This is a genomic window from Nonomuraea sp. NPDC050383 (genome assembly GCF_044459125.1).
GTDB lineage: Bacteria > Actinomycetota > Actinomycetes > Streptosporangiales > Streptosporangiaceae > Nonomuraea.
Genome location: NZ_JBITIP010000026.1, coordinates 58,284 through 72,263, shown reverse-complemented (window position 1 = coordinate 72,263; position 13,980 = coordinate 58,284). Strand labels below are relative to the sequence as shown.

Below are 13,980 nucleotides of genomic sequence, written 5' to 3'. Positions count from 1 at the left end.
GGCAGCAGATCGTCGCAGGAGTGCGCGACTCGTTCTCCGCAGGTCTGGGGATCTTCCCGCTCGGCATCGCCCTCGGCCTGCTGATCCTCCAGGCCGGCCTGCCCTGGTGGTTGACCCCCGCCCTGTCACTGGCCGCGTTCGCCGGATCCCTCGAACTCCTGCTGGTGGGCATGATCGCGAGCGTCACGCCGCTCGCCGCCGTCGCGCTGACCGTTCTGGTGGTCAACTTCCGGCACGTCTTCTACGCCTTCTCCTTCCCTCTGCACCTGGTCAGGGGCCGGTTGGCGAAGGCGTACTCCATCTACGCGATGATCGACGAGGCCTACGCCGTCAGCGCCTCGCTGCCCGCGGCGGAGCGCTCGGCGCCGCGGCTGCTGGCGATGCAGCTCTCCTCCCAGGCCTACTGGGTGGGCGGCGGGCTGGTCGGCGTCGCCATCGGCACGGCGCTGCCCGCGCCGGTCAAGGGGCTGGAATTCGCGCTGTGCGCCCTGTTCACCGTGCTCACGCTGGACGCCTTCCGCTCCCGCCGTGAGATCGCCCCGGCACTGCTCGCGGGCGCCAGCGTGACCGTCGCCCTCATCGTCACTCCGGGCGCCGCCATGTTCACCGCGCTGCTGCTGTTCGTCGCCCTGCTGCTGGCCCGCCACGCGCTCACCACCCGCCGCCCGGCGCAGGAGCCCGTCCGGCAGCCCGCCCAGGAGCCCACCCCGGAGACCGTCGATGCCTAGCATCTCCTATCTCGTCGCCGTCCTGGCGATCGTCTTCACCATCACCTTCGCCCTGCGCGCCGTCCCCTTCGCCCTGCTGCGCACCTTGCACAGCTCCGCCGTCGTGCGGAACCTGGCCGTGTGGATGCCGGTGGGCATCCTCGCGATCCTCGCGGTGACCGCCCTGCACGGCACCGTCTCCGCCGAACCACGCGCGATGCCGTACGCGCTGCTCGCGGTCGCCGTCACCGCGGGCGTGCACCTCGCCTTCGGCCGCCGCACGATCCTGAGCGTCGGGATCGGCACCGCCGTCTACGTCGTCCTCGTCAACGCCTTCTGAATTCATGGTCATGTGCGTTGAGCCCCACCGTCCTCGGCCATAGGGTGGAGGACGCTCCGGAGCTGGACGCCGGGCTGGCGGAGCGACGAGGAGGCCTCATGCCCGCAGAGCCCGTCAGCTTTCCCGCAGTACGCCACGAAACGCGCACCCTGATGGACGTGGTGCGGCGATGACGGCCGACCTCGGGCCCGCGACGGACGCCCTCGCCGCGATCATCCGGAGCCTGCCCGGCGACCGGCTCTCCGCCCCGACGCCCTCCGGTGGCATCACCGTGGCCGAGCTGCTCGACCACATCGACGGTCTCTGCGTGGCGTTCACCGCCGCCGCCACCAAGACGCCGCTGGAGGACGGCGGCCGTGCCCGGACGCCCGACGCGTCGCGGCTGGGCGACGACTGGCGTGACCGCATCCCGGCCCGCCTCGACGAGCTGGCCCGAGCGTGGCGGGCTCCGTCGGCGTGGAGCGGGACGGCGGAGGTGGGCGGCGGCCGGATGCCGGCCGAGGTCGCCGGGGCCGCCGCCGTCGACGAGGTCGTCATCCACGGCTGGGACGTGGCCGTCGCCACGGGGCAGCCCTACCCCGGCGAGGAGCCCGCACTGGCGGAGGCCCTGCGGGAGGCGTACACGTGGGTGAGCGCCGTCGCCGCCGGATCTCCGCAGGGCAGTCCCGGCCTGTTCGGGCCGCCGGTGCCCGTACCCGGCGACGCCCCACTCATGGACCGGCTGCTCGGCCTCACCGGCCGCGACCCCGCCTGGACGCCGCCCGCCCCCTGACGAGGGGTACGGTCTCCCTCCCAAAAGTCATCCGGGAAGGGCCCCGGGCAGGCCGAGGAGGGCGGCGTGCTCCGGGCCGAGGAACGAGGTGATCGCGGCGATGGCGTCACCGCGGACGGTCAGCACGTTCAACGACCACGCCCGGTACGGCCCGGTGCCGCCGTTGCGCAGGTAGGAGGCCACGGCGGGCTGGCCGTTCGCGCTGGTCGTCAGGTGCCGCCACGAGCCGCAGCGGGTCAGCGGGACCTGGACGGCGAAGTCCATGACCGCCTCGACGCCCCGGTACCAGTGGGGGAGCGGCGGCATCGACCAGGTGACGTCCTCGGTGAGCAGCGCCGCCAGGGCCGCGGCGTCACCGCGTTCCATCGCGGCCGCGTACCCGGCGACCAGGTCGCGCAGCCGCGCGTCGCCGAGCTTGCGCACGGCCTGCCGCTGGCTCTGGGCCGGCACCCGGTCGGCGATGACCTTGCGGGCCCGGGCCAGCGCCGAGTTGACCGACGTGGTCGAGGTCCGCATCGTGGCGGCGATCTCGGCGGCGGACAGGCCCAGCACCTCGAACAGCAGCAGCGCCGCCCGCTGGTTGCCCGGCAGGTGCTGCAGGGCCGCGACGAACGCCAGCTCGACGGCCTCGCGCTGCTCGTAACGGGCGTCGGGACCGAGCGGGCCGTCGCCCAGCGCCGCGTCGGGGTAGGGGCCGAGCCAGGCCACGTCGTCACGCGGGGCGGCGTCCACGACGGTGTGGTCGCTGGAGGGGCCGAGGTCGACGGGCAGCGCCCGCCTGCCGCGCGCCTCGATCGTGTCCAGGCAGGCGCGGGTGGCGACGGCGTACAGCCAGGAGCGCAGCGAGCCGCGGGCCTCGAAACGGGAGAGCCCCCGCCAGGCGCGCAGCAGCGCCTCCTGAAGGGCGTCGTCGGCGTCGTGCGCGGAGCCGAGCATGCGGTAGCAGTGCGCGTGCAGCTCCCGGCGCAGCGGCTCCACGAGCCGGCCGAACGCGTCGCCGTCCCCCTGCCGGGCACATGTCAGGTCATCTGCGGAAACCTCGCTCACGAGCCACGATTCTGCCTCATCCAGGGGAGCCCCCCGCGACGCGCCGCACCACTCGTGGTGGGCGAAAGAAGTTCGGCGAATCGGCTCGCCGAACGTCGTCAACGGGCGTAGCCGTTCGTACAGAGAGCGGGAACGGTGAGAGGCATCGGCCCGGAGCGAGGGGAGCGAGCGGATGAGCATCGTCATCACCGGCGTCAGGACCATCGGGGTTCCCGTGGCCGACCAGGACCGCGCCGTCGAGTTCTACGTGGGCCTGCTGGGCCTGGAGAAGCGCGTGGACGTCCCTGTGGGGCGGCTCGGCGGGCGCTGGATCGAGGTGGCGCCTCCGGGCTCGGCGACGACGATCGCCCTGGTCCCGGCGGGCGAGCGTACGAGCACCGGGGTCGAGACCGGGATCCGTCTCACGACGGCGGACGCCGCGTCCCTCCACGAGGAGCTGGCCGCGCACGGTGTCGCGGTCGGCGAGCTGCTGCGGTGGGAGGGCATCCCGCCGATGTTCGCCTTCCGAGACGCGGACGGCAACGGCCTCGAGATCGTCCAGTGAACGGGAAAGGACCCACGATGGCGGACACCGGACGGCTCCATGACGAGCCGCAGGCGCTGGACCAGGAGTTCACCGCGACGCTGCAGAAGAGCCCGGCCAAGGGCGGCCACACCTACGTCGTCTGGCCCGAGTCGGCCGGGTTCTTCGGGACCCGGGGTCTGGTGAAGGTACGGGCGACGATCGACGGTCACCCGTTCGAGAGCTCGTTCATGGCCATGGGCGGCGGCATTCACAAGCTGCCGGTCCGTGCCGAGGTCCGCCGCGCGATCGGCAAGGATGCGGGCGACATCGTCACCGTCCGCCTGCTGAGCCGTACCCGGTGACGGCCTCAGCCGTCCTGACGCGGCAGGCCGGGGGCGGCGTCCGACGGGGCCGGGCGGCCCCGCAGGCGCCGCAGGGCGAGCAGCCCGCCGACGCCGGGGACGACGGCGCGCCACCGCGCTCCGGAGCCGGCGGCGGCCGGCGCCATCGAGACCGCGCCGATGACGACCAGGTACGACATGCCGTGCAGCGGCCCGCCGAACGTGGTGATCGCCTCGGCGTGGACGGTGAGCAGGTTGACCAGCAGCGTCGCCAGGGAGAGCGCCTCGACGCCGGACGCGAGACGCAGCACGCGCAGGTGCGCCGCGCTCATCCCGGCAGCGCCGGCCGGGGTCGCGCTCATCGGCCCGAGCCAGGGCGGACGATCATGATGATGACGACGACGGCCCACGCCAGGTTGTAGACACCGGCGAGCATGGACAGCGTGCGCAGCGCCCGGCCGTCGCCGGGGGCGCGGAGAGCCTCGCGCTGGCGCGGGTGGATCTGCGTGGCCAGCAGGCCGCCCGCGACGGCTGTGAGCAGCATGGACACGGTGATCCAGATCTCGCCCATCCGTCCCTGGAGGGTCGCCAGGGCGATCCCGGCCAGGGGCACGATCAGCCCGAAGGCGGCGTAGCCCCCGGTGACGCGGTGCAGCGCGACAGCCACCGCGCGGTTGCGCACCTCTGGCTCCGCCCCCTCCGAGTCCGCCCCCACCGAGTCCGCCCCTCCGGTGCCCGCAGGGACGGCGACGGCGATCGGCGCGTACCGAGGGAACAGGCTCACGGCGACGGCCGACCCTCCGACGAAGACGATGCTCGCGAGCACGTGCACCGACAACAGGACATGTTCCATGGGCGTTCCTTCCTACCTTCAGCTTGCCTGAAGCTTAGTCGAAGCTTCAGGCACCCTGAAGGTCGGGAGTGGCGCGTCCGGGGTCGCCTCGCCCGGCCGTGACCGGCACTGGGCATGTACGGAGCCGACTGTCTGGCTCCGGGCGCGTGCCTCAGGGGTTCTGGAAGGTCACTTCCGGGTTGGTGGGGGAGGGACCGTCCAGCAGGGTCTGGTGCTCGCTGTTGAGGTGCTGGTCGAAGAAGGCGCCCACGTACGCGGTGGTGATCTCGCCCGACCGCTGGCCCGACAGGGGCGCGGCAGGGTCGGTGATCCCGGCCTGCCCGCCCAGGATGGGCAGGTCGATGAAGGTGAAGTGGCCGGAGTCGGCCACGGTCAGCCAGCGCTTCCAGCCGTCCAGGCGTCGCCAGTCCCGCGGCCAGGTGGCGTCGGCGGAGCCGGGCGAGTGCTGGGCCTTGGTGCCGAGCATGAGGAACGGCCGTTCGCCGAGGCCGGAGACCGGGACCGGGGCGAAGAACGAGCCGTCCAGGTTCACCCCGGCGCTGACGCGCTGATCGGTGGCCATGACGCTCGCTGCGGCGTTGCCGCCGAGCGAGTGGCCGGCGGCGCCGATCCGGCGCGGGTCGATCATGCGCGAGCGCTTCCAGGCGGGCGCGGACCGTGCGGGGTGGGTCAGCCGGTCGATGACGAAGGACAGATCGGCTGCCCGGTTGACCGCGGCCTTGGCCATCAGCGCCTTCTCCGCCTCATCGGAGGGGGCCTTCTCCACCGTCTCGCATGCGACGCAGGTCAGGGTGCGGCCGCCGGGAAAGGTCGTGCCGAACGACTCGTAGGCGTGATCCACGAGGGCGACGACGTAGCCCTTGGAGGCGAGGTCTTCGGCGAGCGTGGTCAGGGTGGCGCGGTTGAGGGAGAATCCCGGGGAAAGCACCACCAGGGGGTGCCTGCCGCCGACGGGGCGGGCGCCCACGTGTGCGTTCGTGCTGACACCGGCGAGTTGCTCGGCCTTGAAGACGGTGTCCAGTTTCTGCCCCTTGAGGAGGAGGCGAGCCTCGTCCACGGTCATGTACGGCGCGGCGCTCCCACCGGCGCGAGCCGGGTAGTACATCGACACCATCAACTCGCGTGCGCCGGCTGCGGGCATCCACGGGTCGCGGCGGCCGACGTCGACGAGATGCAGGGTGTCGCGCCCGACTTCGTACTGGCCCGTGGGGCGAGGGATCGCGAAGCGCACGTCGGAGGTCCCCGTGGAGGAGGCGGCTGCGGGCAAGGACGTCGAGGCGGCCGCCGCGGCCGACACCGGGAGGGCCAGTGCCAAGGCGAGGAGGAGGGCTGCGGGGTTGCGTCGAGTTCTGATCATGTGCAGCACTGTAGGAATGACGGCGCCATGCCCGACATGCCCGAAAGGCCGGGTCGAGCCCTTACTTTCGTCAGGGTCGGGGCGGGCCGGGCAGCGGTGACTGCGGTGGCGTGTCGGCGTCGGGTCACCACTGGGTGATGAGCGGCTTGTCCGGTTCGTGCTGCCGCCAGGCTTCGGTGAGCCGGGCGAGGCGGGTGGGGGCGGCGATGCCGCGCACGGTTGCGATCCTGCCGTTGGTGATGTCGAATGTCACGGCCCCGACGACCTGGTCGCCGGGCACGAAGAGGATGGCGGGGGCGCGGTTGACGAGCGCGTAGTGGACGGCGGACGTGCCGCCGGCAAGTCGCCGTTTCGCGGGTGTGGGTTTGAAGCCGGCCCGGACGATGGCGGCGATGCGCTGCGGAGTGTCGTACCGCAGCAGCCTCTCGGTCAGGCCGGCGCCGTCGGAGATCGCGGTCGCGTCGTCGGTGAGCAGCTCCACCAGCCGTTCGGTGCGGCCCGAGGAGGCAGCGGCGAGGAATTCCTCGACGATCCTGCGGGCCGATGTGGGGTCGATCTCGCCGCCGCCGCGGCGTGCGGCGGTGATGCGGCGCCTGGCCCGGTGGAGGTGCTGCTGGCTTGCGGACTCGGTGATGTCGAGGATCTCGGCGATCTCGGCGTGGCTGTAGGAGAACGCTTCGCGCAGGAGGTAGACGGCCCGTTCGTGGGGTGACAGGCGCTCCATGAGAGTCAGCACGGCCAGGGAGACCGATTCACGCTGCTCGAAGGTGCCGGCCGGGCCGAGCATCGGGTCGCCGTCGAGGAGCGGTTCGGGCAGCCAGGCGCCGACGGTGCGTTCGCGGCGAGCCTGTGCCGAGCGGAGCCGGTCGAGGCACAGGTTGGTGACAACCTTCGTCAGCCATGCTTCCGGCACCTTGATCCGCTGCCGGTCGGCGGCCTGCCAGTGCAGGAACGCATCCTGCACGGCGTCTTCGGCGTCGGCTGCCGAGCCCAGCAGCCGGTAGGCCAGTGAGGCCAGCCGGTTCCGGCTGGCCTCGAACCGACCGGTGTCGAAGCGATCAGTGGCGGTGGCGTCCATGCGGATCAACCCTGGGAGGCGGTCAGGCGACCGCTTTCTCGGCGGCCGCGTCCGGCGTGAAGGCGGTCGCCTTCTCGGGGGACGCGCCCGGCGTGGCGGCCAGGCGGCGCCTGCGCTTGGGCAGGCCGAAGGTCGGGTGCGAGTTGGCCCACAGCGAGACCTTGAGGATGCCCGCCTTGATCCGCGCGGCCTTCCGGCCACCCACGTACTTCGGCCTTGCCTGCCCTTCGTCGTCGACCATCTGCAGGATCCCGTCCCGCCGCCCGAGGCTGATGTGGTTGTAGGAGTAGACCAGCTTGGTGTGTGGGACCTTGCGGCCAGTCAGGTGTCCCACGATCGCGGCGATCGCCTGCCCGCCGGTGAAGCCGGCCGAAGCGCAGGACATCGGCAGCGGCCGGCCGTTGTCGCCGATGGCGTAGGCGCTGTCACCGGCGGCGTAGACGTTCGGGTGCGAGACCGACCGCATGGTGCGATCGACCACGATCTGCCCGTTCTCGGTGACCTCCAGCCCGCCGGCGGCGGCGATGGGGCTGACCGCGAACCCGGCCGTCCACACGGTCGCGTCGGACGCCGGGGCGGTGCCGTCGGCGCACAGCACCCCCGTCGCCTCGACGGCCTCGACGCTGGTGTGCTCCAGGACGGTGACGCCCAGCCGGTCACAGGCCTGACGCAGGTGGCCGCGGGCTGCGGCGGAGAGCCGGGCGCCCAGCTCGCCGCGGGCGATGAGCGCCACTGACAGGCCGGGCCGGGATTCGGCGATCTCGGTGGCGGTCTCGATGCCGGTCAACCCGTCGCCGACGACCACCACGCTCCCGCCTTCACCTTGCCTGTCCAGGTTGTCCAGGCGCTCGCGCAGGCGCAGCGCCGAGGGCCGGGCGGCGACATCGAAGGCGTGCTCTGCCACGCCGGGGACGCCCTGGCCGGCGCCGTGGCTGCCGAGCGCGTAGACAAGGGTGTCGTAGCCGAGCTCGCCGCCGCCGTCAGTGTCGGCCACGGCGACGACCTGGCGCTCGGGGTCGACGTCGGTGACCCGGGCCAGGCGCAGCCGTATGCCCGTGCCCGCGAAGACGTCGGCGAGCTTCTGAGCCTCGATCTCCCGGCCGGCCGCCAACTGGTGCAGCCGCAGCCGCTCGACGAAGTGCGGCACCGCGTTGACCACGGTGATCTCGGTGTCCGCCCGGGACAGCCGGCGGGCCAGGTTCCCGGCCACGTAGGCCCCGGCATAGCCGGCGCCGAGGACGACGATGCGGTGCTTCATGTGGTGCTCCTGTCGGTTCGCTTGCTCCCGCTGAGTTGAGCGGAACGGCGCCCCGATTGCTGACAGGAACTGCATGTGGCATGGGTCACAGAACGGGAGGAGTGCCGTCCGACGACGCTCGCGACGCCGAGGCGGCGTGGCGATTGTGGGGGCGCCTGGTGTCGACGTTGGACGTCAGGGTCTTGAGAAGGCTGGGTAGCCCTGCCACTGTTTCGGCGGGCAGGCCGGCGAGGGTCTCCTCCGCCAGGGCGCACCATAGCCGCTTGACCTCCTCGGTCAGGGATCTGCCTCCGTCGGTGAGTTCGACGACGGTGGCGCGCTGGTCATCGGGGGCGGGGCTGCGCCGGATGTGACCGGCCGCTTCGAGCTTGCGGGCCATGAGTGTGACGCTGGGCCGCTCGACGCAGAGCGCCTCGCTGAGCTGGGCCTGGATCATCGGGCCGGTACGGGCGAGTTCGAGCAGGAGCGCCTCCTGGCCGGGGTGCAGCCCGAGGGGGGCCAGCAGTTCGGCGGCCCTGGCCCGGTGACGCAGGGTCAGCAGACGGATGGCCTGGTTGATGGTGTCGGCTTGGTCGAAGTCCACGGACGCTCCCCTTGACAAGTTCGTTAGGCGCATAACTATTATGCGGATAACGTTATTCGCATAACTAATCCTACGCAACCATCAGGAGCCGACATGACCGCGAAGGTCGCCGTCATCTACTACAGCGCGACGGGCACCGTGCACGCCCTCGCCCAGGCCGTTGCCGAAGGCGCCGCCTCGACCGGGGCCCAGGTGCGGCTGCGGCGGGTCGCCGAGCTGGCGCCCGACAGCGCCATCGACCAGAACCCGCAGTGGCGGCGGCACGCCGACGCGACCACGTCGATCACCCAGGCGACCGTCGAGGACCTGGCCTGGGCCGACGCGTTCGCGTTCGGGACGCCGACGCGGTTCGGCGCGCCGGCCGCGCAGCTCAAGCAGTTCATCGACGAGGCCGGCGGGCTGTGGCAGGAAGGCGGCCTGGCCGACAAGCCGGTGACGGCCTTCACCTCGGCGTACAACCGGCACGGCGGCAGCGAGGCCACGATCCTGTCGCTGGGCAACGTCTTCTACCACTGGGGCGCGCTGATCGTCCCGCCCGGGTTCACCGACCCCGCCGTGTACGCCGCGGGCGGCAACCCCTACGGCGTCTCCGCCGTGACCGGACCGACCGGAGACGACCTCAAGGGCGCGGCGCTGGACGCCGCCCGCTACCAGGGACAGCGGCTGGCCCGGACCGCGATCCGGCTGCTGGCGGGCAGCGGCGTCACCGGCACCGACGGGGACGGGGACGGGGACACCCGCGCGGCCGAGTCCGCAACCACCCTCCGGACCGCGTGAGTGGCGCCGTCACCTCGACCGAATCCCGCCCTCAGGAGACTTTTGTGACCTCGCGACTTTCCGCGTCCCCCGTGATCAGGGACCAGGCCGGAACACGTACCGGCCCCGAGTGGCTGATCCTGGCGCTGGTGTGCGCCTGCCAGTTCATGGTGATCCTGGACTCCTCCATCGTGAACGTCGCGCTGCCCTCGATCGACCGGGATCTCGGCTTCGCACCCGCCGGCCTGGCCTGGGTGGTGAACGGCTACCTGCTCACCTTCGCCGGCTTCATGCTGCTGGGCGGCCGAGCCGCCGACCTGTTCGGCCAGCGCCGTATCCTGACCGGCGGACTGGTGCTGTTCAGCGCCGCAAGCCTGGTCGCCGGCCTGGCGACCCTTCCCGAGGTCCTGGTGGCCGCCCGCGTCGCACAAGGCGTGGGAGCCGCGTTGCTCGCCCCGGCGACGCTGGCCGTGATCAACACCAGCTTCACCGAGGGCCGCCGGCGCGCCCGCGCGTTCGGCGCGTGGTCGGCCGCGGGCGGTGTCGGCGGAATGGCCGGCGCCGTCGCGGGCGGCGCCCTCACCACCGGCCTGTCCTGGCGGTGGGTCTTCCTGATCAACGTGCCGATCGGCGTGGCACTGATCGCCGCAGCCATGAGGGCGCTGCCCAGCACTCGAACCGCCCGACGGGAGACCCTCGACATCGTCGGCGCGGTCACCGGCACGGCAGGGCTGGCCGCGCTGATCTACGGGATCATGCACAGCACCGACCACGGCTGGACGTCCGCGCCGGTCCTGGTGCCGGCCGTGGCCGGCTTGCTCCTGCTCGCCGTCTTCACCGTGGTGGAGGCACGTTTCGCCACCCACCCGATGATGCCCCTGCGGCTGCTACGCATCCGCGGGGTGGCCGTCGGCAACGCCATGCTGCTGCTGTTCGGCGGGACAGGCATCGCGATGTGGTACTTCACCTCGCTGTTCCTGCAGAACGTCCTCGGCTACGGCGCGCTTCAAGCCGGGCTCGGGCAGACCCCCGCGGCGGTGATGTTCATGGTGATCGCGCGATCGGCCGCCGCCCTGCTGCCACGCACCGGCGTACGGCCCCTGATCCTGGCCGGCAGCGCCTGCTTCCTGGCCGGGTTCGGCTGGCTCGCCCAGGCCCAGAGCGACAGCGGCTACCTCGTCGGCATCCTCGGACCCACCCTGCTCATCGCCACCGGCATCGGACTGACCTTCCCCACCCTCATGGCCGCCACCACCGCCGACGTACCCGACCGCGACGCGGGAGCCATCGGCGGCCTGGCCCAGACCGCCGGCCAGGCAGGCGGATCGCTGGGCCTGGCGGTGCTCGCCACCGCCGCCACCCAGACGGCGGCCGGCGGAAGCTCCCCGGTCGCCCTCGCCGCCGGCTACGACCGCGTCTTCCTGATCGCGGCCGGACTCGGACTGGCCATCGCAGCGACCAGCCTGCTGCTGCCCCGGCGCCGGCCCACGACGCCCAACTGAACGAAGGCCCCCGTACCGGCTGGAGCCTCTCAACGATGAGAGCGGAGGTTCTGCTGGTCCAGCCAGGTGGAGATCGCCGCGGCGATCGCTTCAGGCTGGTCTTCGGTGGCGTGGTGACCGGCTGGACCGCAGTGTTCGATCTGGAGGCCGGCGATGTGGTCCTTGCACCAGGCGGCGACCTCCGGGGTGACGAGGAGGGTTGGTGAGGAGTCGAAGGTGAGCAGGAGTTTGGGGACGTCCTGGCTGGAGGCCAGCCAGGTGCCGTAGGCGTCGATCCGGGCGGTCACGTCCGCGGGGTCGCCGTCGATCGGCAGCGAGCGAGTCCAGTTCAGCAGCGGGCGACGGCTCTCCCGGGTGGGGTACGGCGCCCGGTAGAGGTCGAGCTCCTCCTCGCTGAGCGGGTTCAGCACGCCCCCGGTGTAGGCGGTGTCGATGAGGAAGTGCGAGTCGAGCATCAGGGACTCGCCCTCGGTGGAGCGCAGCTTCGCGGCACGGGCGCGCGCCTGCTCGGAGAGTTCGTTCGAGGCGATCGGACGCACGATCGTCTCGAAGAAGGCGAGGCCGCGCACCCGATCGGGGTGCCTGGCCGCCCGGTCGAAGGCGAGCGAGCCGCCCCAGTCGTGGCCGACGAGCACGACGTCGTCCAGGCCGAGCTCGTCGAAGAACGCGTCGAGGTAGCGGGCGTGGTCGGCGAACCGGTAGTCGCCGAGGGGCTTGCCCGAGCGGCCCATGCCGATCAGGTCGGGCGCGATCAGCCGTCCCGCTCCGACCAGGGGCAGCACCTTGCGCCACATGTGTGAGGAGGAGGGGTTGCCGTGCAGGAAGACGACGGTGGCTCCGCTGCCGTGGTCTTCGTAGTGAATCGTCGAGTCGAGGACGTCGATCGTGGGCATGAGGGGATTCCTTCTGGGATGTGGGTTTCAGACGCAGGCTGGAACGGCGTTGGCCCTGCGGCCGTCGCCGGTCGCCGGGTGATCAGCTCTCGCGGGTCCAGGCGGGCGTGATCCGCTGCTCACGGATTCTCCAGCCCGCCGGCGTCCGCACCACGGTGCCCGTCATTCGCAGGCCGCCTGTGAAGTGGGGTGCTTGGCCGTCGCGGTAGTAGTGCACGAGCGAGTACGCCGAGGCAGCCGCCTGATCGCCGTCGACGTCCACCAGCAGGTCAGTGGTGATGTGCTGGGCTTGCTGCCCCTCGACCTCGCTCTGTCGCATGAAGCCGACGACCTTGTCGAGGCCGCGGAGTTCGCCCCCGCGCGGCGAGTGCACCGCCACATCGTCGGTGAAGACGGTGCCCGCATCCTCCCATCGCTTCTCGTCGAGCAGTCGCGCGAAGCGGGAGAACAAGTCGGCGATCTCCATGCGGTCGGCGATCAGGGTATCGGTGGACATGGCGCCCCGTTTCATTCGTCGAATTAACGTTTATCTCTCTAACGTTTCTGTCATGAACGAATCTACATCGTTAGTCGGACGAACGCAACGGGATAGGATCAGCGTCATGAGCAGCAGAGCCGAAGCCGCGGACATGCCGTACGACGGCGAGACGAAGACGCCGGAGAGGCTGCGCCGGCGGGCCAGTCGCCTGCTCTCAGGGGTGTCCGCGCAGTCGGACCGGCTCATGAACGAGGGACTGGCCCAGGTCGACGCCCGCAAGTGGCACTACGCCGTGCTCGCCTCGTTGCAGGAGCACGGCCCGGGCAGCCAGGCGACGCTGAGCCGACGCACCGGCATCTACCGCAGCGACATGGTCGGCGTTCTCAACGAACTGGCCGAGCGCGGCCTCGTCGAGCGGATGCCGGATCCCGACGACCGCCGCCGCAACGTCATCACGATCACCGCCCAGGGCCGCCGGCACCTGCGCCGCCTCGACAAGGTCCTGGACGACCTCCACGACGAGCTGCTCGCCCCCTTGACCCCTGCCGAACGCGACCAGTTCGTCCAACTGCTCACCCGCCTGCTGGACCACCACACCCAGCCGGCGCCGCACCCCCCGACCTCCTGACCCGAGACCGACCCTCGGCTGTTCGGCCGATCGTGGAGGGCCAGGTCGGGCCCTACGTCAGGCCCGGCCCGGTCCTCGCCGGCGGGCGCCCTGGTGGAGCAGGCTGCCCCCACCGCGGAGTTGAGCCTGCACGGCGCGATCGAGCTCGGCAACAGGCTCCTCACCAGCGGCTGTCAGGCACCCCCCGGCAGCTCACATCAGGAGGCGGGGATGCGGGACATCATGCGCTCCATGCCGTTGACCCAGTTGTCGTGCAACGCCTGGACGGCCGCGGCCCGGTCGCCGGCCATGAGCAGCTCGGCCACCCGGCAGTGCTCGGCGGCCTCGCGTTCGAGCGGTGTGTCGTCGCCCGCCAGCAGGTGCGCGTAGCGGCGCAGCCCCGCCTTGACGCTGGTGATGAGGTCGATCAGCCGCTCGTTGCGGCAGCCGCTGACGAGCAGGTCGTGCCACTCGTCGTCGTGGCGCTCTATCACGTGCTGCTCGGCGATCCGGTCGGGGAAGTCGCGCGCCAGCCGCAGCAGCTCGGGCGCGATCTCGCGCAGGTAGGCCGGGTCGGAGCGGTCGAGGGCCAGCGCCTCCAGCCCCGCCACGATCTCGCAGAGCTCCCTGAACTCCTTCCTGCTCATCGGGGCGAACCGGAATCCGCGCCCCTGGTTGCTCTCCAGGACGCCCTCGCCCGCCAACGTGATCAGCGCCTCGCGCAGGGGAGTGCGGCTCACACCGAGCTCGGCAGCCAGGGCTACCTCGTTGATGTCGGTGCCCGCGGCGAAGTCTCCCCGGTCCAGCCTGCCCAGCAGTTCTTCGCGGATCTGCTCACGTAGCGGTCGCCGGTCGATCGGCATGACGCTCCTTCGGTTTCGGCCGTGCCCATACTAGCCCTTG

General features: G+C 71.7%; 18 protein-coding genes. 8 read left to right on the top strand and 10 right to left on the bottom strand.

The features are described 5' to 3' along the window. Positions 1-20 precede the first annotated feature (20 nt). From ACIBG4_RS39040 to ACIBG4_RS39030, 3 genes are all read left to right on the top strand, one after another. Positions 21-728 carry an AzlC family ABC transporter permease gene (locus ACIBG4_RS39040; protein ID WP_397207266.1) on the top strand — a complete coding sequence of 236 codons (708 nt, stop codon included), beginning with the start codon at positions 21-23 and terminating at the stop codon, positions 726-728. Further along, the gene (locus ACIBG4_RS39035; protein ID WP_397207264.1) at positions 721-1,047 is read left to right on the top strand and encodes a branched-chain amino acid transporter permease; all 327 of its coding nucleotides are present in this window, start codon (positions 721-723) and stop codon (positions 1,045-1,047) included. The genes ACIBG4_RS39040 and ACIBG4_RS39035 overlap by 8 nt, the downstream gene beginning before the upstream one ends. 169 nt (positions 1,048-1,216) lie before the next feature. Further along, positions 1,217-1,819 (top strand): TIGR03086 family metal-binding protein, encoded by a 603-nt coding sequence (locus ACIBG4_RS39030; protein WP_397207262.1) that lies wholly within the window; start codon positions 1,217-1,219, stop codon positions 1,817-1,819. 27 nt (positions 1,820-1,846) lie between these two features. Here the strand turns inward: ACIBG4_RS39030 and ACIBG4_RS39025 are convergent, their stop codons facing one another. Then, complete coding sequence (locus ACIBG4_RS39025) at positions 1,847-2,866, bottom strand: sigma-70 family RNA polymerase sigma factor (RefSeq protein ID WP_397207260.1); 1,020 nt, start codon at positions 2,864-2,866, stop codon at positions 1,847-1,849. Between the two features lie 172 nt (positions 2,867-3,038). On the opposite strand from ACIBG4_RS39025, the gene ACIBG4_RS39020 reads away from it, so the two are divergent. Both ACIBG4_RS39020 and ACIBG4_RS39015 read left to right on the top strand, forming a co-directional pair. Beyond that, entirely contained in the window at positions 3,039-3,410 is a 372-nt protein-coding gene (locus tag ACIBG4_RS39020; protein WP_397207257.1) for a VOC family protein, read from the top strand. 17 nt (positions 3,411-3,427) lie between these two features. Next, on the top strand, positions 3,428-3,733 hold the full coding sequence (locus ACIBG4_RS39015) for a DUF1905 domain-containing protein (RefSeq protein WP_397207255.1): 306 nt from the start codon (positions 3,428-3,430) through the stop codon (positions 3,731-3,733). Positions 3,734-3,738: 5 nt separating this feature from the next. Here ACIBG4_RS39015 and ACIBG4_RS39010 read toward each other — a convergent pair whose 3' ends face one another. From ACIBG4_RS39010 to ACIBG4_RS38985, 6 genes are all read right to left on the bottom strand, one after another. Further along, complete coding sequence (locus tag ACIBG4_RS39010) at positions 3,739-4,074, bottom strand: hypothetical protein (protein ID WP_397207253.1); 336 nt, start codon at positions 4,072-4,074, stop codon at positions 3,739-3,741. Continuing rightward, positions 4,071-4,565: a hypothetical protein gene (locus ACIBG4_RS39005; RefSeq protein ID WP_397207251.1), complete on the bottom strand. Its 495-nt coding sequence runs from the start codon at positions 4,563-4,565 to the stop codon at positions 4,071-4,073. The genes ACIBG4_RS39010 and ACIBG4_RS39005 overlap by 4 nt, the downstream gene beginning before the upstream one ends. A gap of 151 nt (positions 4,566-4,716) precedes the next feature. Next, positions 4,717-5,922, bottom strand: a complete 1,206-nt coding sequence (locus ACIBG4_RS39000; RefSeq protein ID WP_397207249.1) for an alpha/beta hydrolase family protein — start codon at positions 5,920-5,922, stop codon at positions 4,717-4,719. 124 nt (positions 5,923-6,046) lie between these two features. Then, the gene (locus ACIBG4_RS38995; protein WP_397207247.1) at positions 6,047-7,000 is read right to left on the bottom strand and encodes a sigma-70 family RNA polymerase sigma factor; all 954 of its coding nucleotides are present in this window, start codon (positions 6,998-7,000) and stop codon (positions 6,047-6,049) included. 22 nt (positions 7,001-7,022) lie between these two features. Then, positions 7,023-8,258 (bottom strand): NAD(P)/FAD-dependent oxidoreductase, encoded by a 1,236-nt coding sequence (locus tag ACIBG4_RS38990; protein WP_397207245.1) that lies wholly within the window; start codon positions 8,256-8,258, stop codon positions 7,023-7,025. Between the two features lie 85 nt (positions 8,259-8,343). Further along, on the bottom strand, positions 8,344-8,841 hold the full coding sequence (locus ACIBG4_RS38985; protein WP_397207243.1) for a MarR family winged helix-turn-helix transcriptional regulator: 498 nt from the start codon (positions 8,839-8,841) through the stop codon (positions 8,344-8,346). A 93-nt stretch (positions 8,842-8,934) separates the two neighbouring features. Between ACIBG4_RS38985 and wrbA the strand changes: the two genes are divergently transcribed. Continuing rightward, positions 8,935-9,618 carry an NAD(P)H:quinone oxidoreductase gene (gene wrbA, locus ACIBG4_RS38980; protein ID WP_397207241.1) on the top strand — a complete coding sequence of 228 codons (684 nt, stop codon included), beginning with the start codon at positions 8,935-8,937 and terminating at the stop codon, positions 9,616-9,618. Positions 9,619-9,662: 44 nt separating this feature from the next. After that, on the top strand, positions 9,663-11,099 hold the full coding sequence (locus ACIBG4_RS38975) for an MFS transporter (protein ID WP_397207239.1): 1,437 nt from the start codon (positions 9,663-9,665) through the stop codon (positions 11,097-11,099). A gap of 29 nt (positions 11,100-11,128) precedes the next feature. Here the strand turns inward: ACIBG4_RS38975 and ACIBG4_RS38970 are convergent, their stop codons facing one another. Both ACIBG4_RS38970 and ACIBG4_RS38965 read right to left on the bottom strand, forming a co-directional pair. Then, complete coding sequence (locus tag ACIBG4_RS38970; protein WP_397207237.1) at positions 11,129-11,992, bottom strand: haloalkane dehalogenase; 864 nt, start codon at positions 11,990-11,992, stop codon at positions 11,129-11,131. Positions 11,993-12,074: 82 nt separating this feature from the next. Beyond that, the gene (locus ACIBG4_RS38965) at positions 12,075-12,488 is read right to left on the bottom strand and encodes a nuclear transport factor 2 family protein (protein ID WP_397207235.1); all 414 of its coding nucleotides are present in this window, start codon (positions 12,486-12,488) and stop codon (positions 12,075-12,077) included. A 106-nt stretch (positions 12,489-12,594) separates the two neighbouring features. On the opposite strand from ACIBG4_RS38965, the gene ACIBG4_RS38960 reads away from it, so the two are divergent. Then, a complete protein-coding gene (locus tag ACIBG4_RS38960; protein WP_397207233.1) occupies positions 12,595-13,098 on the top strand; it encodes a MarR family winged helix-turn-helix transcriptional regulator in 504 nt (167 codons plus the stop codon). Between the two features lie 197 nt (positions 13,099-13,295). Here the strand turns inward: ACIBG4_RS38960 and ACIBG4_RS38955 are convergent, their stop codons facing one another. Then, positions 13,296-13,940, bottom strand: a complete 645-nt coding sequence (locus tag ACIBG4_RS38955; protein WP_397207231.1) for a GntR family transcriptional regulator — start codon at positions 13,938-13,940, stop codon at positions 13,296-13,298. Positions 13,941-13,980 lie beyond the last annotated feature (40 nt).

Coding starts and splice junctions, on each gene's coding strand:
- ACIBG4_RS39035 (WP_397207264.1), top strand. CDS start 721: ATGCCTAGCATCTCCTATCTCGTCGCCGTCCTGGCGATCGTCTTCACC.
- ACIBG4_RS39030 (WP_397207262.1), top strand. CDS start 1,217: ATGACGGCCGACCTCGGGCCCGCGACGGACGCCCTCGCCGCGATCATC.
- ACIBG4_RS39020 (WP_397207257.1), top strand. CDS start 3,039: ATGAGCATCGTCATCACCGGCGTCAGGACCATCGGGGTTCCCGTGGCC.
- ACIBG4_RS39015 (WP_397207255.1), top strand. CDS start 3,428: ATGGCGGACACCGGACGGCTCCATGACGAGCCGCAGGCGCTGGACCAG.
- ACIBG4_RS39010 (WP_397207253.1), bottom strand. CDS start 4,074: ATGAGCGCGACCCCGGCCGGCGCTGCCGGGATGAGCGCGGCGCACCTG.
- ACIBG4_RS39005 (WP_397207251.1), bottom strand. CDS start 4,565: ATGGAACATGTCCTGTTGTCGGTGCACGTGCTCGCGAGCATCGTCTTC.
- ACIBG4_RS39000 (WP_397207249.1), bottom strand. CDS start 5,922: ATGATCAGAACTCGACGCAACCCCGCAGCCCTCCTCCTCGCCTTGGCA.
- ACIBG4_RS38995 (WP_397207247.1), bottom strand. CDS start 7,000: ATGGACGCCACCGCCACTGATCGCTTCGACACCGGTCGGTTCGAGGCC.
- ACIBG4_RS38990 (WP_397207245.1), bottom strand. CDS start 8,258: ATGAAGCACCGCATCGTCGTCCTCGGCGCCGGCTATGCCGGGGCCTAC.
- wrbA (WP_397207241.1), top strand. CDS start 8,935: ATGACCGCGAAGGTCGCCGTCATCTACTACAGCGCGACGGGCACCGTG.
- ACIBG4_RS38970 (WP_397207237.1), bottom strand. CDS start 11,992: ATGCCCACGATCGACGTCCTCGACTCGACGATTCACTACGAAGACCAC.
- ACIBG4_RS38965 (WP_397207235.1), bottom strand. CDS start 12,488: ATGTCCACCGATACCCTGATCGCCGACCGCATGGAGATCGCCGACTTG.
- ACIBG4_RS38960 (WP_397207233.1), top strand. CDS start 12,595: ATGAGCAGCAGAGCCGAAGCCGCGGACATGCCGTACGACGGCGAGACG.
- ACIBG4_RS38955 (WP_397207231.1), bottom strand. CDS start 13,940: ATGCCGATCGACCGGCGACCGCTACGTGAGCAGATCCGCGAAGAACTG.